Below are 25,090 nucleotides of genomic sequence, written 5' to 3'. Positions count from 1 at the left end.
TTTGGACAACCCAGACGACATAGCACGCGAAATCAAGGGCACACTGCCCGACAAGGCCCAGATCAAGGCCTATATCGATAACAGTGACCGCCCCCTGGACAAGCGCGACCTTGCCCGCGTCTTTGGTCTGAAAGGCGCGCAACGTGCAGCCCTGCGTGAAATCCTGAAAGAAATGGAAGATGACGGTCTGATTGAACGCGGCCCGAAGAAAAAGATCGCGCCAAAGGGCGCCCTGCCAGAGGTTCTGGTGCTGATCATTGATCGCCTGGATGCGGATGGGGAACCCTGGGCCCGGCCTGCCACCTGGGATATCGAAGAAGATGGTGTCGCGCCCAAGATCCTGGTTTCTGGCGGTGCCCGGAACGGTCCGGCCCCCAAGATGGGCGACCGCATTCTAGGGCGCCTGCGCCGTTTGAATGATAAAAGCTACGAAGCCAGCGTTATCCGCGTATTGCAGCCAGGCCCCAGTCGCTTGTTGGGCGTGCTGGAGGAATGCCGTGGTGGTGCAACCCTGGTCCCCACCGACAAGAAGCAGAAGGAAAAGACCTGGTTCATCCATCGCGATAATATGAATGAAGCAAATCCTGGGGATCTGGTTCTGGCGGAACCTTTGCGCGGCGGACAACGCGGCAATCACGAAGCGCGGGTCTCGGAAATCATTGGGCGGCTGGACGAACCCAAAGCCTTCAGCCTTATCGCCATCCATGCCCAGGGCATACCGGTTGAATTTCCTGACGAAGCCCTGGCAGAAGCAGACGCCGCGCAACCTGTGACGCCAGAGGGGCGAACCGATCTGCGTGACATTGCGCTGGTCACGATTGATGGCGAAGATGCGCGCGACTTCGATGATGCCGTCTTTGCGGAACCAGACCTGGACCCTGCCAATGCCGGTGGCCATAAAATCCTGGTCGCGATTGCCGATGTTGCCCATTACGTAAAACCGGAAGGACCGCTGGATCGCACGGCCAGAGAGCGCGGCAACAGCGTCTATTTCCCCGATCGCGTTGTTCCCATGCTGCCGGAGCAACTGTCTAACAATCTGTGTTCCCTGCGCCCGGATGGGGACCGTGCCTGTCTGGCGATTCGCATGAAGATCAGCGCGGACGGCACCCTTTTAGACCGCAAGATGCTGCGCGGTATCATGCGGTCCAAGGCGCGCCTGACCTATACCCAGGTGCAGGATGCGATGGAGGGCCGCCCCCTGCCCGATATCGCACATCTGATAGAACCGGTCATCAAGCCCCTATATGCCGCTTATGACAGCCTGTTGCGGGGCCGCGCTGCCAGAGGCACGTTAGAACTGGATATCCCGGAATTGCAGGTTGTTCTGGGTGAGACCGGTAAAGTGGAGCGCATCGCGCCCCGTCGTCGTTTCGACAGCCACAAGCTGATCGAAGAATTCATGATCGCCGCGAATGTCGCCGCCGCAGAATTGCTGGAAGCGAAACGCGCGCGCGCGGTGATGTACCGCGTGCACGAACCACCCGGCCTGGACAAGCTGGAAGGGTTGCGGGAATCGCTGGGTGCGCTGGATATCAAACTGGCTGCAACAGGCAGTTTGAAGCCCCATGATTTCACCAAGATTCTAAGCAATGTTGCCGGGACAGATCGCGCGCAACTGGTGTCGGACATGGTCTTGCGATCCCAAAGCCAGGCGGTCTATGCCCCTGAGAACCAAGGGCATTTTGGTCTGGCCCTGGCGCGGTACTGTCATTTCACCTCCCCCATTCGGCGATATTCGGACCTGCTGGTCCACCGCGCCCTGATCTCCGCCTATAGCCTGGGCAAGAACGGTCTGCCTGACGAACAGGCGCAGGAATTTGAGAAATATGGAGAGTTGATCTCCAATACAGAACGCCGCGCCATTCAGGCCGAACGGGATGCCACCAATCGCTACCTGACCGCCTATATGTCAGAGCGGATCGGGGCAACTTTCTCTGGTCGTGTCACAGGTGTGAAGCGGTTTGGCCTGTTCGTGCGGCTGGATGAAACCGGTGCGGATGGCCTGGTCCCGGTCAATTCCCTGCCCTATGACCGCTATTGGCATGATGAAGTGTCCCAGCGCCTGATTGGCCAGCACGACGGCCTGGCGTTCCAATTGGCGGAAGCTGTCACCGTGAAGCTGACCGAAGCCAACACGATCACAGGCGGTCTGGCCTTTGAAATCGTTGATGGCGGACATATCATAAAAGACCGCAAGGAACGCACGCCCGGTCACGGTCAGGGCCCCCGCGGTGGTGCCGGTCCCCATAAGGGCCGCCGCAGCCCACCCGGAAAAGGCCGCCCCAAAGGCCTAAAGAAAAAAGGCGGCAGCAAGCGCAAGGCCAAACGTCCCGGTGGTTCCGGAAAGTAATAAAGAACCCAGTGTTTTCCGCTCATTTACGCCGCAAATCTGCATTTAGGGCATGGCGTCAGGCGCGGCGTATGTTTATCCTGTCGGGTATTATGCAATTGCGCCCTCATTTCTTTAAGATGGACAACACACCCGGAATTTTACTCGCGGTGCCCATTCTGCTGGCCGCCTGTGCATCGCAACCCGATGTCGACCCCGCTCTGTCCAACCGCATGCATGACATGTTCCGCGCGGTCTATGTCGATGTCGATACAGTGCACATCAACCCTATGGATATGCAGCATTTTACCCTGGCCGGACTGCAGGGATTGCGGGGAATCGACCCGGATTTCAACGTGATGACAGACGAGGATGATATTGTCCTGACGCTTGATGACTCAGAAATCGCCTCGGCCCGTCTTCTTGGTCCAACTGACTCGCCACAGGAATGGGCGGATCTGGCAACATCGCTGGTATTATATGCGAAAGCATCCGGTACCGCCTTGGGAGACGCCCCTGAGGATATCTATTACGAAAAATTCATAAATTCCGCCTTGCGAACCCTGGACAAGTTCTCCCGCTATGCGACGCCAAAGGCTGCGGCTGACCTGAAAGCGGAAAGAGAGGGCTTTGGTGGCATCGGCGTCACGATTGACAGCCACCCCGACGGGGCCAGAATCGTTCAGGTCGACCCTGAGAAACCCGCTGCGGGCGCAGGCCTTCTGACCGGCGATCGCATCGTGGCGATAGATGGTGTGCGTATCGCCGGAATGTCGGTGCGACAGGTAGAGCGGCTGTTGCGTGGCCCCATAGATAAGCCGGTACGCCTGACCATCGTCCGTGTTGGATTGCCAGAACCCCTTGCCGTGACCGCAGGGCGCACCCGAATCGTGCCAAACACCGTCAATCTGGAACCAAATGGTGACCACGCCATAATTCGGATTTCCAGTTTCAATGAGCGCACATCCAAGCGTTTGTCCGAAGCTGTCAGCCAGGCGCGCCAGGACATCGGGCCAAACCTGTCTGGTCTGATCATCGATTTGCGGGGAAATCTGGGGGGGCTGTTGGATCAGGCCATCGATACCTCTGACCTGTTTCTGGATTCCGGCCTTATTTCTCGGTCGGACGGGCGACACCCTGAAAGCCACCAGCGGTTCATGGCGGAACTGGGAGACATTGCCGCCGGATTGCCCATCATCGTCCTGATCAACGGGGCTTCGGCAAGCTCTGCGGAAATCCTCGCCTCTGCCCTGCAGGACCACGGCCGCGCCGTCCTTGTTGGCATGAACAGCTTTGGCAAGGGCAGCATTCAAACAGTGCTGGATATGCCAAATGGGGGAGAGTTGTATGTCACCTGGGCCCGCTTCGTTGCGCCCAGCGGCTATGCCCTGCATCGGATGGGCGTCATGCCGACAATCTGTACCAGCGGCGCTTCAGACGCCGTCAGCACACTAAATACTGCCCTGGACGATGGGCCGGATGGCGCTCGCAGCCTGCTAAAGCAACGGCGCACTGCCGATATCAATGACGAGGCGGCTGTAAAACACATTCTGGCCCTGTGTCCCTGGGAACCGCATGCTTCGGGAGATATTGACTTGTCGATTGCTGAATTGTTGCTGGAGTCACCCACATTGCTGCGACGCGCCCTGGAAATCGCGCGGGCACCGGATGGTGCCTGATATGGATGCCACAGACCCTACACCCATGCCCGTCACCCCAACAGAGGCGGCCAGTCTGATCATTCTGCGCGGCCCCGTGGATGCGCCAGATGTTCTGTTGGGACGCCGCCGGGACACCGCCCGTTTCATGCCGGGCTATTTCGTCTATCCGGGTGGGGCAGTGGATGCGCCGGATATTGCGCTGGCCGACAGTGACTGGCCGGGAAGCCGCTTTCATGCAGCCGCAATTCGCGAAACCTGGGAGGAAGCGGGCGTCAGCCTGGCCAGACCCGGCACATTAGACGCCGATCTGGTCACTCTGGATCCCTGTTTTTCTGCCCTGAATGCAATGGGCCTGCGCCCTGCTGCGGAGGCGTTGCAGTATATCGCCCGGGCCATAACCCCCGCGACATCCCCTATCCGGTTCGATACCCGGTTCTTTCTGACCGGCACAGACGACATGCATGGAACCGCCACCGCCATTGGGGAATTGCCCGAAGTCGTCTGGATGCCGGTCGTTACAGCCCTTTCCAGCACGAAATTAAGCGGCGTCACAAAGTTCGTCCTGGGGGAAGCGCTGAGCCTGTGGCAGCGCGGCGAAGGCCTGATCGAGCCAAGCCGCCCGGTGCGGGTTTACACCTATGAACACGGTGCCAGACTGATCCGGCGCGAGTCCCAGTCAGACGGATTGGCCTGAGAAACGCTTTGTGGTGGATATCCGCTTGACATCGCGGGCCGCACGGCTATTTTCCAGCACCGTTGAAAGCGGCGCACCCGACAGGCGGGGGGCGACGCATTAAGTAGAAAAGGATTACTCCGATGGCTAAACCCGCGACCATTCGCATCAAATTGGTAAGCACCGCCAATACCGGTCATTTCTATGTGACCAAGAAAAATCCGCGGACCATGACGGAAAAGATGGAATTCACCAAATACGATCCGATCGTGCGCAAGCATGTGGCGTATAAAGAAAGCAAGATGAAGTAATCTTGCCGCTCGCCCTTTCGGGGTGTGCCAAATGTTGAAAAGCCGCTCTTTGAGCGGCTTTTTGCGTTGCCAATTGGACCTTTGGAATTCGTGTAACTATGCCAGCCCCCTACGAAAGCGGCATGGCCTTACAATAAACGCCCCGTTGCGACAGGGTTGAGCAAATTTTGGTCGCCTGAGACTGACTGTCGACCGGCCCGGCATGCAGGCGATAGAAGATCCCCTTGCTGCCCAGATCAACGCGGCGAATGATGGGACGCAGTCCTTCCAGTTGATCGCGATTCCCATTCATCAGAATCTTCCATCCCTCTTCCGCATGGGCCTGATCCTTATAGGATGCCAGATGCAACCCGAATGAGCCCGGTGTAACACCAGACCCGCTTTGGGCGACGCCCTGCTGCGCTGTCGTATCTGTCGCCATACTGGATTGCGGTGCGGTGGACGGTGCCGCCTGTATCGCAGGCTGTGTGCCTTCCCCCGGCTGGGGAATGCCCGCGATCATGCCCAGCGCCTTTGGTCCGCTGGTCGATTGGCTATCACCCTGCATTGTCGCCATCTGGTCTGGTTGCTCTGCTTCCATCACAACCTGCCCCTGGGGCGGCACAGCGGTGCCTTCCGGCATCATGGCCGATTGTCCGGTTCTGCTATAGCTCTGCAAGCGCCGAATGACCGGTGGCCCGCCCGCACTGTCGCGCGCGATCAGCGTCACGTAATTCCCGATCTCTGGCGCATATAGAAAGGTTACTTCATCGGGCGTTTCACGACCACAGCCGATGCGATAGACCGCAAAAGTTCCCGCGGGAACCATCGCGGATTCCAAGCCACCGGTGACGCATTGCCAATCATATTCCCAGGCATAGGGCGGCACATCCGTATCAACAGTGGATCGAAATGTGATTTTTCCGCCCGGCTTCAGGGGGAACATCGACCCCTGCATATCCGTAATCAGGCGCTTACCACGGCCACGGTCCGGGCTGGACCATTCCAAGGCAGGCAGCAGGGGATTGGCGTCTGTGATCTGACTTTCTCCGCCCGATGACCGCCATGCAATGCGCCCTTCTTCGACGATTGCCGCAACCTCCCAGGTGACATCAGGATTGTCATAGGTAAATCGGTTCCCCGGCTGTAATCGGGGCAAGGCGCTGGCTGCCATCTGAACCTGCGTCAGTTGTTGCTGCGACATGCCGTTTGGGGGCGCGTCCTCCCCCAGGCCAAGACAGGCCGACAAGGTCAGGCACAGGGCAGACACACAGGCCAGGGAAGCGACGGATGATGGAATTTTATGTGGCATTGGACCTGCCCTCCCCGATCACTGTGGCGGCGGAGTTGGCCCGCCGAACAGGAAAGATCCAGGTATCTCAAAACTATTGGCCCCGGACGCCGATGTAACAGAGATTGCATTCACTTCCTCAACGCCGACCACCGGAACAGGACCCTGTGCAATCGTCGGGGCCGCAACGGGCGTAATCGAAGGTGCTTCCGGTCCAGCGGTTGGGGGCTGCAAAGAAAGGGGGTCTGATACCGGCGCAGCACTCAGCGATGGACTTGCAGAATCCGCAGCGGGAACTGCCGCTACCGATCGATCCAGCGGCCCCTGAACAACCGCAGCGTCGACCGCTGAGACACTGGTTTCAGACGACCCGCCAAGCAGACGACGCACAGAACTGAAAAAAGTCTCTGATTCGTCAGGGACCGTGGCAGCAGCTTCGCTCACGGTTGCGGTCTCATAGACAGGCTGAACCCCCGAATCGGATGGAACCACAGCGGGTGAAGGCGCAACAGTTGGCGGTGTGAGACGCGCGGTACTGACTTCAGGAACTGCGACCGGGGTTGTTGCCGGACTATCAGCAGGGGCATCCAGTGGCGCCATGCCGGTCGTCGGGGCGGGAACAGTTTCGGGCTCAGCGGATGAGGGCGCGGTGGTGCCCGCTGCGGGCGCATCTGAGGATGTTTCCGGCGGTGGTGTGATCGTAGAGGCAGGCGCGCTTGGTTCGGCAGGCGGTGCTAATGACTCAGCCGGCGGAAGCGGGGCGGGTGCTTCTGACCTCAGCTTGTTTTTCATCTGGCGCGCCTGAACATCTTCCAGGGGCGGCAGTTCCTGCACATCCCCGTCATTGCTCTTATAAAACTCAAGGTCTTCAATGACGTCGACATCCAGCTTCATAAAGCCCGGCGTCATCAAGCCCATCGCAGTCGCCAATTCATAAACGGCAATACGGGTATCATAATCGGCCCGGATAAGATTCTGTTCCGCCTGGAAAACCTCGTTTTCCGCATCCAGAACGTTCAGGGTTGTTTCCTTCCCGGCCGACCGCAACTTCTGCCGCGCGACAAAAACCTCCTGAGCAATAGAAACGGCATTGAACAGCAATTCTTTGCGTTCAGAGGTGTTCTGGTACTTCGTCCAGGCCTGTCGGACCTGACGCTCAACCTCGCGTTGCGTGCGGTCTGCTGCAGCCAATTGTTCCAGCCAGCTTTCCTGCGCACTGGCGACGGCGGCATCTGTGCGGAAGCCTGAGAAGATTTCCCAGCTTGCCTCAATCAACACCGCCATGTCCTTATCAACATTGCGGGTGCCACTGACATTGCTTTCATAATTCATGCGCCCAACAGCGCTGAGGCTGGGCAGATAGGCACCGCGTTCCGCCTCAATCGTGAAACGGGCACTTCTGGCCAGAAACTCCCGGCCGGTTATTAAGGGGTTTTCATCCCTGGCAATATACAGCGCGTCATCAATGGTTGGTGGGATGACTTCCATCGGCACCGGTTCCAGGCGCATCTGGGTAATGTCTGGTGACGAATCGAATGACTGAATATAGGAGGCAACTGCCTGGCGAAGCTGGCCTTCCAGATCAACGCGGGCCTCAATCGCCAATTGCAGACGCGATTTCGCCTGCAGCACATCAACCTCAATCCCCGCGCCGCGTTCAACCCGTTCGGTTTCCAGATTCAATTGCTCCCGGATTGTGCGTTCCCGGGCGCGCGCCACGCGGATCAGTTCGTTCAATCGCAGGACACCCAGATAGGCTGTGACGCCTTGCAACATGACGGTTTGAACGGTGCTTTCCAGCGCATAGGCCACACTGTCACGCGCCATCAATGCAGATGACACGCGGTTATCAGTCCCGCCACCATCGAACAGAACCTGTCGGATCTGGATGCCCAAAGCTTTGAACTGCTGAAAGTCCCCTTGGGTCCCCGCCGCGCGGGTCGTGGTGTTTGAAACCAGTTCCTTACCAAGGCTGCTGGTGGCGGTGACAGTGGGCAGATACCCGGACCGCGCGCTGCGCACTGATTCCTGCGTGCGGCGCAGAATCGCCCGTTGTTCTTCAATTCTTGGATTTGTTTGGATCAGGGACCGCAGCTCTTCGGCCATTAACTGGGCGTGTGCCTGCGGGGTCTGTGCCGTGGTCAGAACGCAGAAAGCCAGCGCGCCAAAATACATGCCGCGCACAGCCATTCCAAAACCGTTCAAATCTCTAGCCACCGACGCCCCTCTTACCCCTATTCCTCGCTTAATGCCCTGATTCTTAGCCAGTGCAATAAACGAAACCGCCAACCACCTTATTCTTACCAGATAGATCGGCAGTCTACCAACAGACTCTTACCGCTCCCGGAACGCTTCATGTTGCAGCTTCAGTACGGGCCTGACCATGTAATCAAGCACAGTTCGCGTTCCTGTGTGGATATCAACAGTCGCTTCCATCCCCGGTGTGATCGGAAAATCACCTTCTTGTGTCCCTAAATACGTCTTATCCGTCCGCACCACAACTTCATAGTAAGTCTGCCCCTGCTGCCCTGTGCTGGTGCTGGCTGATACACGTTCGACAACGCCGTCCAAGCCCCCATACCGGGCATAATCATAGGTGGTGATTTTAACGACAGCCTTCTGCCCGGCGGCAACAAACCCTCGATCTTTCGGGTTCAGTTTCGCCCGAATTTGAAGGTCGTCGGAAACCGGAACAATTTCAGCAATCGGTTCACCGGGGCGAATAACGCCGCCGATCGTATTGGTCCGCAAATCCATCACGATCCCATTTATTGGACTTTTGATTTCGGCCCGCAACGCCTGATCAGTCGCAGTGGTCAGGGTTTCTTTCATTTCAGCAATTCTGGTTTCAATAGAGACCAGGTCCTCAAGCGCCCGCCTGCTGTACTGTTCGATCTCCCGTTCACGTTCCGCATCAATCTCGCTTAACGCAGATCGAGCACGCGGAACGGATTGCTGCAAAACCGACAATTCCCCTTTTAACTTTTCGACTTCCCCTTCAATCTGGACATGCTCCATCTTAGGGGTCAGGCCTTCCTTTAACAAATTAGCGGACATTTCTAAGCGCTGCTGAACCAGCGCCAGATCCCGGCGAACGGAGCTGGTATGAGCCTCCAATTCCGCAATCTCTAACTGACGCTGTTTAGAGCGTTGATCCAGCACGCTTAATGACGACTGAAGATCACGTTTGCGCGCTTCAAAACTGCGCAATTCCGCTTCGACCATGTCGGGGCGGTTTTCAACGATATCGGCGGGGAACTGGGGATCAGACTCACCGCCCTGCGCCTCCGCCGTCAGACGCGCCTTCGCCAGATACAGGCCATCCAGGCGGACCTGCAACTCCTGCCGGTTAATGCCAACACCCGCCAGGTTCAACTGCATAAGACTTTGCCCGGCGGTCACATGGTCCCCCTCCTTAACCATTATGGACTCGATCACGCCGCCTTCCAGATGCTGTACGAACTGGGTCTGCTGTTCAGGAATAACCTCCCCGATCGCAACAGAGACTTCATCCAGTTGCGCCATCGACGCCCAGCCAAAGAACCCTGCCAGCAACACGCCAGGCCCCCAAATCGCGAATCGAGAAGATCCTGTCTTGATCGACGCTCGCAGGGCGTCCAGCGGATTGTCGGAATTCGGATCAATACGGGTGGCGACCATTGCTAAAGCCCCCCAAACATACAGGATTGCCTGAAGCCAGACTGGGCCAAAATGTTGCTATTCCGCCGCATTGGGAGAAACTTCCTTTTTCACAGATCCCGCCGCTCCAGGGCCCATTTTTCCAGGAGGTGTTGCCCCCTGAACCGCCGGGTTTTGCTTTTCTGCCGCCCCCCCTTTGCGCAATTGTTCCAGCACAGAGCGCGCCGGCCCGGCCAGTGCGACACGCCCGCGATCCAGAACCAGTATCGTATCTGCAACCGCCAACAAAGAAGGCGAATGCGTCGCCACCAGGATCGTGTGATCGGCGGCCATCTGGCGCAGGCTTCGGGCCAGGGCTTGTTCCGCCTCCCCATCCAAATCTCCGGATGGCTCGTCCAGCAACAGAACCGGCGGATCGCTGATCATGGTACGGGCGGCAGAAATCCGACGGCGCTGCCCCCCGGACAGCCGGCCCCCGGACTCCCCGATTTCAGATTCATATCCTTGCGGTAACTGGGCAATGGCTTCATGGGCCCCTGCCCGCTTTGCCGCCGTCACGATATCCTCATCCTGCGCATCCGGGCCGCCCATCAGGATATTTTCCCGAACAGTGCCGCTAAACATCACCACTTCCTGCGGCATCAAGCCGATCCATCGGGCAATCTGGGCCCTGGGAAACTGGGCAATATCAGCACCATCCAGCAATATCCGGCCGGTATCAGGCGCATACAGTCCACCCAGCAGCTTAAACAATGTGGTCTTGCCGCTGCCATTCCGCCCAACGATGCAATGCAGCCCTCGGGGGCCAATGGTCCCATCAATCTTTTCAATCGCCGCCTCCCCTTCAGGGCTGTAGCGGAAGGAAAGTTCTTCGATGCGCAGCACACCTTCCGGGCGATCAAACGGCAGTTCGGGGGCACTGACATCATCTGCCATCGCCAGAACGACTTCCAGGCGTCGCGCGGCTTCTCTGGCGCTTTGCAAGGTTTTCCATTGCCCGACCAAACCAGCAATCGGGGCGACCATGCGTCCCGCCAGCATGTTCGACGCGATCAAAGACCCGATCGTCATGGATTGATCCAGAATCAGCAAAGCCCCAACACATGTGATCGAAATCGTCGTCGCCAGACTCATGACATGGCTGATCGTGACATGGGCATCCCCTGCCGAACCACGGGCCAGCGACGCCTTGATGGTGTCAGCATGACGTTGCGCCCAGATGGGCCGCAACCGACCGGCCAGCGCCAGGGATTTTACAGTGGCACGCGCGGCAATGATTTCAGAAACAAGAGTTTCACGTTTGGTGCTCTGTAGACGCTCTTCTTCGGTCAGCGTCGCTGCGCTGGAGCCCGACCGCCATGCCAAAATCATGAAAAACGGCAGCACGATCAGAACCACCATCGCCAAAGGCGGAGCCAGCCAGAAGATGGCAATCAGGAACACCACCGCGAAGGGCAAATCCATCAGCAAGCCCATAGAGGGCCCGGAGACCCCGCCCCGCACAGCATCAATATCGCGAAACAGAGTTTGCCAAGAGGTTGTCGTGCGGGATTCAAGCACGCGCAACGGCAGGTTCATGATCTTCTCGAACAGGGCCCGACCGACATCGATATCAATATCCAGGCCGATTCGCTGGAACAGTTTCGACCGGCCCAGGCGCAACAGACCATCAAACCCGATGGCAACGGCCATTCCGATGACCAGCCCCTGCAGCGTGGTCAATCCCGCATGGAATACCACACGATCATAGACCTGCAGCATGAAGATCGGCACAGCCAAGGCCAACACATTGATAAACAGGGAAGAAAACAATGCTTCCAAGAGTTTCCCCTTGGCGCGCTTCAAGGCGCGATGCAACAGTTTCCCCACCTGTCCTTCGGACATTTCCATTTCCCTATTCGAATTAACCTGAGCCCCATTATTCGGAGCACTGCTGCATTTTATCCCAACGCGACGGGTACAATAGCATAGTTAAAGCGACTAGAACCATACGGGCAAAGTGACACGCTGCAACCCCATCGAATGGCAAGGCGATATAGAAAGGTTCAAAAAAATCATTAAAGTTTTACCAAACATAAAAAACTATGCCTGAAATCTTTCCAAAACTTCCATCAAATGCTATATAAATTTTAGGAGGGGCGCTTAGCGCTTGAGGCGTTGCTGGTTTATGAATGCATTCTCGCACAGAAGTGCTATGGATACTGATAAACTGGGGCTCCTGGGGATTGAAAATGGCAAAACAAGAATCAACGCTTCGCCCAGGCGATAATGGCGCTTCGTCTGAGGAAGGCTCTAACTTTTCAGTGGAGCCCAACCACGAAGCCAATAGTGATTCTGCTTCACCCACCCTCGATCCAGCGTTAAACACCCCGCGCGATCAAGATGGCGATGCCTTAGCCAGCCCCAACGGCGTTTCCAACATCATTCTAACAGACAATGATCTATCTGATCTGGCGGCACGCAGTGATGCCTTACCCGGATTCCAGGCGACATCAGAGACCGGGCTGCAAACCGGAACATTGGGCGGCGCTGATGTCAGCATCGTAATATCGTTTGATGCCCGCGATGGCGACACTGTTTCCCTGCCCGACATCTCCTACATCTATGACGGCGATTATGTCCGCCAAGGCTCGGACCTGCTGTTGATCAAGCCGGATGGAACGGCTGTTCAGATTGAAAACTATTTCGCCGTGGAATTCACCCCCGATATTTTAGGGGCTGGCGGGCGTCGGTTAACGCCGGAACTGGTCGAATCCTTCCTGCACCCGGTCGCGCCCAATCAATTGGCTGCCTTGACCGATAATCAGGTCGCGCAGTCCCAGGGCAACAGCATTGGCACCGTGGAAACCATTACCGGTGAAGTCTATGCGGTTCGGCCCGATGGCACCCGCGTGCGGCTGCAGGCCGGTGATCCCGTTTTCCAGGGCGACCAGATTGAAACGGCAGACGGCGCGTCGATTAAAATGACCTTCATCGATGGCACGCTGTTCACCCTTGGCGGCGATGCGCGACTGGCGCTGGATGAAATGGTGTTTGATCCGGCCACCAGTTCTGGGGAATCTGCCTTCTCCATCCTGCAAGGCGGGTTCCTGTTCGTATCGGGTCAGATTGCCCAGAACAATCCAAACGACATGACCGTCACCACGCCTGTCGCGACCATCGGGATTCGCGGAACCATCGTGACCGGGGAAGTGTCTGGCGAGCAATTGAGCACGGGAGAGACCTTCCGCTTCACTATTGTGGATGGGGAAATCGCCATCACGGCGGGCACCCAGACCATCGTCTTGAGTGAGAATTTCGCCACCGCTACCGGCACCGCCGATGGGACCGGCGGCACAGCCATATTTGATTTCGTCGATACGGCGCAAAACGTGATCGCCCGGAACTCCAGCCAGTTCAAGGCCCTGTCGCCCAGTGATCTGCAAACAATTGAAAATGCTATTAAAACGACTATTGAGGCCAGAACCGGCCAAACCATTGATCTGAATTTGCAAGATCTTGTGACAAACGCACCGGATTCCAATTCCGACGATGAATCCGATAGCGAAGAGGATGACGACAATTCAGCAGGGGAAGTCGAAGACAGCGGCGGCGACGATGAAGAGTCGCCAACAAATAGTGAAACTGACGAAAGCGGTGGCGGTGAAGATTCTGAACTGACCGAAGAAGACCTGCAGGATCTTCAGGATGCCGAAGAAACGGATGAAGAAGGCGCAGGCGACGACGAAGAAGAACAGGAAGAGATTGGCGATATAGAGGGCGGTGAGGATCCCGATGACGAAGGCGGCGGTAATGACGGGACCAATACGCCCGGTGATGAAGTAATCAATGTTACCAGCCCCTATACCGGTGGGTCGGATGACACGGAACAGACAACGGGTAACGATAGTCAGGTCACCCCAAATCAAACACCCTCATCAACCCAATCCCCTGTTTTCTCTCAAGATGACTCGTTCAACGAATCGGTCACGCCGGTAACCGGTTCCTCATCCACGGTTGGAGATGGCAACAGTTCGTTCAATGTCACCCAGGGCAGTTTGCAATCCTCCCCCTCCTCCGGGTTTGATTTTGGATATCAGGCCCCCAACAGCACGGCCGATACCACCTTCAACAGCGCCAATTTTTCAAATCCCAATGCCAATTATCTGGTCACGACCGGATCGGGTACAGATAACATAACAACGGGTGGCGGAAATGATTCCGTCAATACCGGGGCGGGCAATGACACGATCACGACCGGTGGGGGTGATGATACCGTCAATGCAGGCACCGGAGATGACACGATTATCGGCGGTACGGGCGAAGGCAATGACTTCTATGATGGCGGCGAAGGATATGACAGCGTCACCTATGATTCCGTCTCCGGCCAGAACAGAACCTCGTTGTCGGTAAACCTGTACAGTGTTTCCGGCACCACGTCGGTGAATGACTATGGCGCAGAAATTATTGATTACGACACCTTAACCAATGTTGACTTCATCCGTCTGGGCCATGGCGAAGACACAGTAATAGTGTATGAGGCCGGGGTCGATGTTAATGGCTCGGAAGGGCAAGACACGTTGAGCCTGAATTTTGCAGGCGGCGATGTCACCTTCAGCTTTGTCGATGATGTGTTTAACAAAAACGGCGCCAGTTCGACCTTCACCAATTTCGAATACGTCCTGGGCGGTGAAGGCAATGACAAGATCACTGTCGACGAAATCTCTCAATCCGCCAGCGGTGGGGATGGCGGGTCTGATACATTGGTGATTGGTGACGACGCCCTGCTATTGAATCTGGGCGGCAGTGTCAGCAATGTTTATTTAACCGATGGCGAAGTAACCAAAACATTCGAGAATTTTGATTTTGTCGAACAGACCAGCGGCACACTGTCCCTCGGCAACGGGACCTATAACGCGACCGGTCAGGTAACCCTGAACACGATTACTTTGGATAACTATATTGCGCCTGTATTCGATGGGCCCGGCACATTTGTAAATACGGGCGCGATTGAGTTCGACTATTCCGCAGGGGCGGATCTGATCGGCAATTTGGACATGCGCGATGGCACGTTCCACCTCACTGGATATTCATCGCAATTGGATATCTCAGATGGCGGTCGCCTGATCATCGGGACGGACACCGGGTATCTTGGCAGCACGCTGTCGGCGCTCAGCATAAATGTCGGATCAGATGGCATTGTTGAGATTGCCGAAGGCGAAACGGCCTCCCTGGCCAATGCCAAGTATCGTTTTCTAAACGACACATCGACATTACAGGTAAATGGAACTTGGCTGAATTCTGATTCAGACACATTCAATGGATTCGGCGCCAGTCTGAACAGCTCGGTCATCAATGGGACAGGCACCGTCATCAATGGCGGTGAGATTTCGTTTAATGGCGATATTCTGAATATCGATATCCAAAACGAAAACCCCTCTGAGGAAGCCGACGGTGATATCTATGTCAATAACAGCGGCAGCTTCACCGTCAACTCCACCATAACCGGTGGATCAATTACCCTGTTTAATGATGCGCAGCTTAACGGTACCGGGTCGCTTGCGGACCTGTCGATGCTGCAGTTGAACGATGGGGCTGCCCTGGCGGTGACTTACACAGAAGTGATCGGGACCGTTAACCTGCAGGGAACGAGCAGCGTCACGGGCATTTTGGATATCAACGAAGGAACATTGGCCTTTGAAGATTCACAAGCCACATTATCCGTTGGCACAAATGGTACCCTGATTGTTGGATCAGAAACTGACCTTGGCAGTGACGGGACCCTGAATATCGGCAGCGGCGGGACGATCAGCATCGAAGCCGGAGGGCGTTTCGATCACGTCGGGGGATACTCGCCAGGCGATGATTCACAGATAAATCAGACGGCTCTGGGCAACCAGTCCAATCCGGATATCACGCTGCTGGGCAACGGTAATTATGCCGTTGTCTGGGAACAGGCTGGCAATGACAAGGGTGCCATCGTCAACGCATCCGGCACTGTCATTGCCGAATTTGATGCAACGGCAACAATGGGTGGCACGCATAGCCCCCGCGTTGCAGCGGCGGGCCCGGACCACTTCATTATTACCTACAACCAACCCAATGGCTCGACCGTTGTTCAGAAATGGGCCTTGTTCAACAATGATGGAACCTATGTCGATGCCTACCATGAGTTATCAAACGAATCTGGAATAAATTATGTAGATTTTGACGCTTTCTCCTTTGGAAGCGACGGATATGGCTATATCACGCGCTCAGAAAACACCAGTTCATTTACGGTAAAAATCCTAAATGGCGGCACGACCAGTCCGTTCACCCTGATCCCGGGTGGCCCGATTGTTCAGGGGGCACAAATTGTTGAACGTACAGGCGGATCCCTGGTTGCAATTTTCGGAACGGAAATTAACGGCGACAACAAAATCTACCATCAGGTTTTAAATCCTACCAGCGGCAGCATTGGCAGCCAGACATTTCTGGATGCGCCAGGCGCGCAAGGAAAGCTGGGCATCGCCGCATTGCCCAGTAATGGCTATGTCATTGCGTGGAGCAACGGTTCGGAGATTTTTGCGCAACGGTTCGGCAGTGCAACCCAGCAAGTTGGAAGCCAGATAAGTGTTACGAATGGTGCCATCGATGGCACCGACCCTTCCATTGTTGCCTTCGCGGATGGCAGCTTCCAGATTTTCTATGAAAGTGCGACGGCTGCCGCGATTTACATGCAGTCCTTTAATTCTTCCGGTATCGCAGAGGGCGATAGAGTCCTGATCGCAGACACTACGAATTCATCCGGCGCGCAAACAGATGTTGTGGCTATCCCCAATGAAAGCGGCGATGGCGTGACATTTGTTTATGTCAGCAACGGCACGAATGGCACCGATATTTTCTTTGGCAACACCGCGGATGATGTAAACGGCACCGCCCTTAACCTTGAAGTTGGCTCCACAATTGGTGGCACGGGCACGTATGTCGTTTCCGATGCGGAAACCATGGATGGCGTCACCCTGGCTGTGGGTGCCCATATCGACAATGACAGCACCCTGACGGTCGGCACCACGGGCTTAGATATACAGGGCGAAGTCGACAATGACGGTGGGACAATAGTAGTCTCGGAAGGATCCGCCTTAAGCGTCAATGGAACCAACAGCATCATCAGTGACGGGGTAATAAACGTCCAATCCCTGTCTGTGCTCAGCGGCAGTGGTCAAATCAGCGTCGATGACCTGATCCTGAACGAAGAATCATCTCTTTACCTTTCCGACACCCAAGTGAATGGAACCCTTTCTGTATTGGGTGAAGCCGACATAGCCGGAAATCTGGATATCACCAATGCAGAATTGTATTCTGAAGAAGAACGCACCAAGGGAGATTTAGATCTCGTCGACGGTGGTGTTCTTATCATCGGCAGCAATACTTCCTTTGATAACTTCGACAATGGGGGGATCAATTTCTTCAGCGGTGGTGTTTTGCGGATAGCCGCAGGTGAATCCTTTGATTTAGGAGAATTCTACGAAGCAGGAACCTCTGTCTTTGAAAGCCAATCCGGCGGAACCTTAGAAATATTGGGTTCTGCAACGATCGGAGAATACGAAACTTTCGATGGCTTGGCAGAAGCGGAATCTACGACGATCAATGGATCTGGCAACTTCTCCAATGCCGGCAGCCTGACCTTAAGTGGCGACACCGTAAACATCCAATTTGCCAATCTCGATACAGGCACGCTGCAAATCAATTCCGGGACGACGACCTTCAACGCCGACATGACGTCATCCGGCAGTATCGATATCAACGGCACCATGGCGATGAACAATACACTGACCAATACCGGGACGGTCAGTGTCGATGGCACCCTTATGGGCAATGGCCGTGTCATTAACTCAAATGGAACGATTTATCTGGGCGACGGTGCGGAGATTTCCGTCAACTATTTTGACAATTCGAACGGCACGATTGATTTCTCTGAAGGCGATGGGACGTTCACGGGCGGCACGCTGGACATGACGACCGGAACGCTGGTCGCAAGCTCATCCACGGACAGCCTGACCATCCTTGAGGCCACAGCAATCTTTGGCGGCACCACGGATTTAGGCGAAACCGGCGTCACAGAATTTTCCGAAAATGGTACGTTAAGTGTGGCTTACGGTGAAACCTTCACCTACGACGCGGACAGTACCGAAGCGCAAATCCACTTTCTGAGCGGCGCCACTATTGGCGGCGATGGCATGTATCTCAGTCAGGGAACGCTGGATGTTTCAGGGCTGACGATTGGCGACAATGTCACATTCAACAACCAGGGTCAGATTGATGTCGGGACCCTTGGTCTGACCCTTGGTTCCGGCACTTTTTATAACAACGCTGGCGCGATCGAACTGAACTACGGTGCGATGATGACAATCGCCGGTGGTGGCACGGTAACTCTGGACGGTTCCATTGGGATGAACGACGGTGCCACGATTGCGGGTGCCTCTACCTTGGACGTTTTTCAACTGGATGGTTCCTTATCCAGCAATGCCGCAGGCGGCACAAATGTGATCAGTGTGGACCTGGTGGTCAGCGAAAGTGGCAGTATCGTCATTGGTGGCGACAGTGGCAGCGATGGGACGCTGTTGATTACCGGGGCGTTTCAAAATGATGGCTTCGTTCAGGTTGACCCAGTCAATCAGAACGAAAATGGCGTGCTGAAAATCTCGCAGGATTTCACCAATTTCGGGACATTACAGGTTGATAATGCCGCGACATTGGTCGTGGGCGACGGATTGGGCACGCTGACCAATGAAGGAACCCTGCAAGGTCAATCCAGTATCCTTTTTGAGAACGGCATTATTCAGGCCGGACGGATCATAAATGACGGCGTGCTTCTGGTTCCCGGCTTTACTGAGGTTGGATCACGGCTGGAAATTCAGGGAACGCGATTTGACAGTCTGGATGGCACGATCACGATTAATAACGGGGGCGTACTCTCCTTCCTGTCCTCAACACTGACAGTCGGATCGGACACGGAATATAACAACAGTGGTTCCTTGGTGATCGGGTCCGGCAGCGTTCTTGATCTGGGTGACGACTTCCAGTTTGAAAACACCAACGCCAGCAAAATCATACTGAACAGCGGCGCCAGTCTTGGCGGCGCGGGGACATTGTTGAATTATGGAGATATGGATCTGGGTGGCGTCATTATCGATGCCACTTTCGAAAATGCGACGACAGAAGGTGGCGTCGGGTCCATTGATGTCGCTTCGGGCGAAACATTAACGGTCCATGGCAGCCTGACCAATTCCAGTTATGCTGATTTTACCGTCGAAAGTGGCGGTGTACTGGCCGGTAGCGGGTCGATCACAAACTATGCGGCCCTTGAAGCTGCGGGCGTAACAATTGACTCTGGGCTAACCTATACCGGCGATATACAGCTTCTATCCACGGCAGATACCTTCACCGTGAATGGTACCGTTGAGGGCGATCTGGATATTGATTTGAGCCAGGTAATCGCAGAGATCAGCGGTGATGGCGACTTCAATGTCACCGGCGGCACGCTGAATGGTTTTGGTGAAATTCTGCAAACATCGGTGACGATGCGTCAGTCGGGAATTCTGACCCTGTCGTCCAGCGATGCAACGATCAGCGTTCAATCCCACAGTTGGATAATGGACTCCGGTGCAGGGTTTGAGGACAATCACGGAACCCTGTCTTTTGTTTCCGGAGCCAGCCTGGGCATGGCGGATGGTGTTGATTTTTCTTACAATGCCACCGGAATGCCAGAAATCCAGTTGGGGATATCCGGCGGACAGAATGAAGGCAACAGCGCGATTTTTGGTGATGCGACATTCACCGTAGCCAGCGGCACACTTGCCCTGAGTAACGAAGCCGTCGACATCGATTCCAGTGGTTTTATTGTAAATGGCGTGTTGAGAATCGAAGAAACGGATGTATCGGTCTCATCCTCCGCATTCCAGACGACAGCCAACGGAACCATTTCGGTCAATAGCGGCTTATTGGAAACGGACAACCAATGGACCAATGCCGGAGAACTTTCGCTGATAGGCGTTAACGCCTCCTCCGTCCTGACCCTGACACAGGACCTTACAAATTCCGGTAGCCTAACGCTGTATGCACTGGAAGGTCCCTATGGCGGCACGATTGAGGTTTCGAACGATCTGTCTGATGCAACCCTGGTCAATACCGGCGTTATCGAAACAAACCTGTATGGGACCGCAACGGCGCAGCATCTGTTACAGATCAATATCGACAATCAGGGCACGATAGACATCCAACAGGACACCCGCTTAGGGCAAAGTGAAGCCTTTGAATTGCCAACCCTGGACACGAAGGACGGCACCGTCTCAATCAGTTCAGGTAAGGATTTCCTGATTTCCGGCACGATGGTTGTCGGCGCAGATACAAACCTGAACGGGTCAGGTACACTGACGCTTGGGGATCAGTCTTCCTTCCAGGTGGTTGGGGGCGAAACCTTCACAATTGGAAATTCCGGCGGCACGCTGTCTTCTGCGCTGGTCAATTTTCAGGGTCAGGCCTTTATCAATGGCACAGGCGTCTTAACGAATGACGCCATAACCAGTTTTGAAACATTGGAAGTATCCAATGGGGCCAGCCTGACGAATGATGGCACCATGACAGGAACCGACTTTGCCATCGATACAGAGGGCGAGGTTACAAACTCCGGATTATTCGAACTCAGTGGCGGATCTTTCAGCGTAGCGGGCTCTCTGGCAAATGAAGGCACGATTTCTGTTGATCGTGGTGCTGTCATCCTGAACACGTCTGAATTTGATAACACGAATGGGACAGTTACGTTTTCGGCGGATTCCATGGGTGGATCGACGTTGACGATCAACAGCGCCGTAACAAATGCCGGCAAAATCGTCGCATATCTCAGTGGCACTCAAATGCAGGGTGAAAATGTTGTCGTGAATTCCGATAACGGCAGCACATTCACAAACAGCGGCACTTTCACCGTTGATCAAGACCCGCAATCGAATCCGGGGTCCCTGATAATCGGAACAGACTTTAACAATTCCGGTCTGCTTGAAATAGATGGGGTTGCTGAAATCCAGACGGGCAAGAACCTGGACACGCATGATGGCGACATTGATTTCGATTTTGAATCAGAAATCGTGATCAATGGCAACGCCACCTTGTCTGTTGGTAATGATACCAGCATTACGGGGTTCGGCTCTCTGACATTTGGCGACTCCGCGCAGCTGAACATCGTTTCCGGTGAAGTCTTTACCATCACCAATAATACATCTGACATGGATTTCACCGCAGGCGGCACCATTTCCGGCGATGGCGATCTGGAGATCAATGACAGTTCGTATTTCTATGCTGCAGGCGCATCTGTCAGCCTGAGCACGATTGAAAACAATGGTTTCCTGCGCATCGATAACAGCACGGCAGAATTGTCTGTAGGCACGATTACAGGCACCGGAACCACGCAGCTTCGGTCCAACAGCACCGCATCTTCGACGCTGTCGCTGACGGACGATCTGACGATTGATACCAACCAGACACTGCGATTCTATTCCAGCAGCTTCCAGTCTTCCCTGGGGGGGCAGGTTACGGGGTCAGGAACCCTGACGAACCAGGGCACAATATCGACAGATACGGCAGGTACTGCGCATATTTTTGACGTTGATATCATCAATACGAACCTGATGGATATTGCCGGTCAGGTCGATGTACAGGGTACCATAACGCTGGACTCAGTGAACGGAACGATAAAGGTATCAGACACCGACAATGGCCCAGATGGGGTGATAAACTTCCTGGCCAACAGCACATTGATTGTCGGCGATGCCTCTGTTCTGACATATGATACGGGCATAGGCTCCAGCCGCGGCACAATAGACTTTGCCCACAACGCTGTTTTGTCCGTTGCAGACGGGGAAACATTCACTGTTGACGATGACACGGTATCCCTGAATTTCGCCTCTGGGGGACATATCGGCGGAACTGGCACCTATAAAGTTGCCCAAGATACCGACATAAACATGAATGGTGCCACCTTCACAACAGCAGCGCTGTTGAATGAAGGCACGATCGAAGTGGGCTCCGCTCATAGTTTACGTCTGAACAACAGTGCGGTGAACAACAGTCAGGGACTGTTGGACATTTCCGCCCGTGCGGCCGGTGTTGAACTGGACATCGGAACGGATATGACGCTGGGTGGTGATATCCGACTGAGTATGATCAGTAACGGCACGATTGCGACGCAGGCGACCTTGGCTGTGGACAGCGGGTCGACGCTGACCCTGACCGGAACGCTGCAATCGGCCAAAGAAAGTGGTGCGGGAATCACCAATCACACGTCTGGAACAATCATCAATCAGGGTATGGTCGACATTGACCAGACACTGACAGTTGCTGACAATTTTGATACGCGCGACGGCCAGATCGACATTGCCTCCGGCCAGGCGCTGAATGTGGACGGCACCCTGACCATTGGAAGCGACACTGCCCTGACCGGCGCAGGGACAATCAGTGTAGGAAGCACCAGCCTACTGGATATCGCGTCGGGGGAAACCTTCACCCTGACCACGCTGACGCCCAATTTGGACTTTGCCAATAGCAGCACATTTGGCGGTGCGGGAACGCTGCGCGTCAACAGTGATGTCAGCTTCGACATTGGCGGTTTCACTCTGGCCCCAGGCGAAATCACCAACAATGGAACGATCACCGTTGACAGCGCCAGCGGGACTTTGGGGGCCGACACAATTGGCGGCACGGGTAGTTTGGCGATCATTACCAACAGCGACTTTGGCGCAACGCTGGTTTTGTCAGATGATGTCACAAACGCGTCTGGTCATACCATTGCCTTTGACGCTTCGGATGGGATTCTTGCCCAAGGGGGCACATTAACGACTGTTGGCAATGAAAAGCTTACCAATAATGGCGTCCTGCAATTGGACGATGCTGGGGGTGCCCATCGTCTGAACCTGGATATCCAGAATAACGGGCTGATTGACCTGGATGGATCGGCCACCCTGACCAGCGGGCACCATTTGGACAGCGTCGGCGGTGACATTTCAATTGCCACCGGCCATACCCTGTTTGCCGACGGCACTTTAACATTGGGCAGCGGATCGACGGTATCGGCGGCGGCTGCAGAAATTGCGGGCGTGGGAACATTGGCGATCAGCGGCGGTGCGGTCAATCTGACCAACGCCACCTTGTCCACCAGCAATATTGATAATGATGGCACCATCCTGGTGAATAATGGCGATCTGACGCTTGCCTCCAGCAATTTTGACAATGCGGGCGGCACAATCGATTTTTACAGCGCGGATACCAACAGCACGATCTGGTTCAATACCGATTTCGACAATGCAGGCACGATCAAGGTCCAGGCGAATTCGGAATCCATGTTGAGTGGCGGCTCAACGAACATCCTCACCAATTCCGGCCTGATTGCCTTTAGAGATGGGGACAAGGCGGGCACGAATGACGGGGGTGGTGAAAATCAGATCAAAACCATTTCCGTCGTCAATACAGGAACCATCACACAGGGCGTGAATGACTATTTACGTATTCACCAGGGTGCATCGGTCAACAGCGTCAATGGCGCCCTGCTGCTGGCGGCCGGTGCGGTTTTCGATGTGAATAGCGGCTCAACTCTGTTCCTGGGAACCAATACAGATCTGACCGGGACAGGGACGATAGAGTTGCAGGATTACGCGACCCTGAGCCTGGGTTCTGGTGAGAATTTCAGCTATGACAGCACAGATTCCAGAATTGTGGCGTCATCTAATGCAGCTATTTCCGGGGCGGGAACCTTTACCAACCAACGGGATTTTGATGTTACTGAATTGACCATTACGTCAAATTTCGTGAATGGCGAAAGCGGAACGCTGAACATCGGGGACCTATCGTCTTCAACAGGCACCACAATAACAGCCAGCAGCTTCACCAATCAGGGTGAACTGAATATTATTGGATCAAATGGTGTTGAATCCTCAACCAACGCCTATTTTGATGACTTCACCAACACCGGTACCATAAATCTGATCTCAGGCACCTCGGGCGTTTCTGCCAATATCACCATCGGTGATCAAGGCGCCGGAACATTAACAAATGATGGCTTAATTTCTGTAGATGGAACCGATGGAAGCTACCGTGGCGGTGCCTATTTTGACGGTAATCTTGTCGCTGGCACGTCCGGTGGTGAAATCTTTATCGGGGCCTACAACGCTGCCTCGGATGAAGACTTCAATCCGCTCCAAATAACTGGAAATCTGACGCTTAATCAAAAATCCATCCTGACGATGGAATTGGGGTCAGGGAATGCGGTTCTTGAAAACCATAGCGCAGGCCTGCAAGTTGATGGTGACCTGACCTTTGGCGGGACATTCAAATTGCGTGTCGGGGATGACTATGACTATTCCTTAAACCCGCAATTTGGCAGCGGACCCCAGATACAAACAGACAACGCATCCGGATTTTTCCAGCGGGTTCACATAACCAATGAAACCGGAACCGGTGACGCCAATCTGGCGATAATCGATAAAATCCTTATTCCTGTGTTTACAGACAGTAATTTCAAACTGCTGGCTGAAGATCCCACCGTTGAAAATACCGAACCGGGAGCCTTCGAAGGTGGGTCCGGCAACGAAAGAGTTTTTGGCACAGCTGCAGGTCAGGATTTCACCACAGGCAGTGGCGGAGAATCCGTCTGGTTCGGCCTGGGGGGCGATGACACCTTCACGCTGGAACCGGGTGGCACGATTGGCTTCCTGGATGGTGGACAGGGCGGTGCGGATATTCTGTATCTGCAATCAACCACATTTGCGTCGACTCAGGATAACGAATGGCGCGTGAACAATATCGAAGCACTGGACTATTCTGGCGCGGGCAGCAATACCTTCTTCCTGTCTGAAAACTTCGCTTTTGGGGCATCCGAAGACGTAAACGCCCTGGTCAGCACGCTGGGTGTCAGCGACGCGCTGAAGGATGATGCGCTGGTCATAGAAGGCGATGTCGGCCAGACCCTGGACCTCAGCATGGGCAACTGGACGTCGGAAGGCATCAACGTAACCATTGACCATGACGGCGGTGGATCGCCCCACAGCTATGCAATCTATTCCGCATCCAATGGGGCACATGTCTATGTCGATACCGAAATGTCGGTCGATCTTGTGGGGGCATCGATTTAAGATTTCATCAAATTCGTTTGGTGTGATTGTTTAGCTTGCCCGTCGGGGCGGACAGTAATTTGGCGGT

At 54.9% G+C, this 25,090-nt stretch carries 9 protein-coding genes; 5 read left to right on the top strand and 4 right to left on the bottom strand.

Annotation, left to right across the window (positions count from 1 at the left end; translation table 11 throughout):
- Position 1 precedes the first annotated feature (1 nt).
- The 4 genes from rnr to rpmG all read left to right on the top strand — a co-directional run bounded on the left by rnr (position 2) and on the right by rpmG (position 4,977).
- Entirely contained in the window at positions 2-2,353 is a 2,352-nt protein-coding gene (rnr, locus tag ACOSDM_RS06880) for a ribonuclease R (protein ID WP_420723763.1), read from the top strand.
- Between the two features lie 71 nt (positions 2,354-2,424).
- Complete coding sequence (locus ACOSDM_RS06875; protein WP_420723762.1) at positions 2,425-4,011, top strand: S41 family peptidase; 1,587 nt, start codon at positions 2,425-2,427, stop codon at positions 4,009-4,011.
- Position 4,012: 1 nt separating this feature from the next.
- On the top strand, positions 4,013-4,687 hold the full coding sequence (locus tag ACOSDM_RS06870; RefSeq protein WP_420723761.1) for an NUDIX domain-containing protein: 675 nt from the start codon (positions 4,013-4,015) through the stop codon (positions 4,685-4,687).
- Positions 4,688-4,809: 122 nt separating this feature from the next.
- Positions 4,810-4,977: a 50S ribosomal protein L33 gene (rpmG, locus tag ACOSDM_RS06865; protein WP_420723760.1), complete on the top strand. Its 168-nt coding sequence runs from the start codon at positions 4,810-4,812 to the stop codon at positions 4,975-4,977.
- A gap of 109 nt (positions 4,978-5,086) precedes the next feature.
- On the opposite strand, the gene ACOSDM_RS06860 is transcribed toward rpmG, so the two are convergent.
- The 4 genes from ACOSDM_RS06860 to ACOSDM_RS06845 all read right to left on the bottom strand — a co-directional run bounded on the left by ACOSDM_RS06860 (position 5,087) and on the right by ACOSDM_RS06845 (position 11,770).
- Positions 5,087-6,268 carry an SPOR domain-containing protein gene (locus ACOSDM_RS06860; protein ID WP_420723759.1) on the bottom strand — a complete coding sequence of 394 codons (1,182 nt, stop codon included), beginning with the start codon at positions 6,266-6,268 and terminating at the stop codon, positions 5,087-5,089.
- Between the two features lie 18 nt (positions 6,269-6,286).
- Positions 6,287-8,464, bottom strand: a complete 2,178-nt coding sequence (locus ACOSDM_RS06855; protein WP_420723758.1) for a TolC family outer membrane protein — start codon at positions 8,462-8,464, stop codon at positions 6,287-6,289.
- Between the two features lie 117 nt (positions 8,465-8,581).
- Positions 8,582-9,907: an HlyD family type I secretion periplasmic adaptor subunit gene (locus ACOSDM_RS06850; RefSeq protein ID WP_420723757.1), complete on the bottom strand. Its 1,326-nt coding sequence runs from the start codon at positions 9,905-9,907 to the stop codon at positions 8,582-8,584.
- Between the two features lie 57 nt (positions 9,908-9,964).
- Positions 9,965-11,770, bottom strand: coding sequence for a peptidase domain-containing ABC transporter (locus tag ACOSDM_RS06845; RefSeq protein ID WP_420723756.1), 1,806 nt, complete (start codon positions 11,768-11,770; stop codon positions 9,965-9,967).
- Positions 11,771-12,117: 347 nt separating this feature from the next.
- Between ACOSDM_RS06845 and ACOSDM_RS06840 the strand changes: the two genes are divergently transcribed.
- Positions 12,118-25,023, top strand: a complete 12,906-nt coding sequence (locus tag ACOSDM_RS06840) for a FecR domain-containing protein (protein ID WP_420723755.1) — start codon at positions 12,118-12,120, stop codon at positions 25,021-25,023.
- The last annotated feature ends 67 nt before the right edge of the window (positions 25,024-25,090 follow it).

This window comes from Hwanghaeella sp. LZ110 (assembly GCF_048892525.1).
GTDB lineage: Bacteria > Pseudomonadota > Alphaproteobacteria > UBA8366 > Aestuariispiraceae > Pacificispira.
Note: the sequence above shows the minus strand (reverse complement) of the source record. Positions and strands in the feature narration are given on the sequence as shown.

Coding starts and splice junctions, on each gene's coding strand:
- ACOSDM_RS06875 (WP_420723762.1), top strand. CDS start 2,425: ATGTTTATCCTGTCGGGTATTATGCAATTGCGCCCTCATTTCTTTAAG.
- ACOSDM_RS06870 (WP_420723761.1), top strand. CDS start 4,013: ATGGATGCCACAGACCCTACACCCATGCCCGTCACCCCAACAGAGGCG.
- rpmG (WP_420723760.1), top strand. CDS start 4,810: ATGGCTAAACCCGCGACCATTCGCATCAAATTGGTAAGCACCGCCAAT.
- ACOSDM_RS06860 (WP_420723759.1), bottom strand. CDS start 6,268: ATGCCACATAAAATTCCATCATCCGTCGCTTCCCTGGCCTGTGTGTCT.
- ACOSDM_RS06850 (WP_420723757.1), bottom strand. CDS start 9,907: ATGGTCGCCACCCGTATTGATCCGAATTCCGACAATCCGCTGGACGCC.
- ACOSDM_RS06845 (WP_420723756.1), bottom strand. CDS start 11,770: ATGTCCGAAGGACAGGTGGGGAAACTGTTGCATCGCGCCTTGAAGCGC.
- ACOSDM_RS06840 (WP_420723755.1), top strand. CDS start 12,118: ATGGCAAAACAAGAATCAACGCTTCGCCCAGGCGATAATGGCGCTTCG.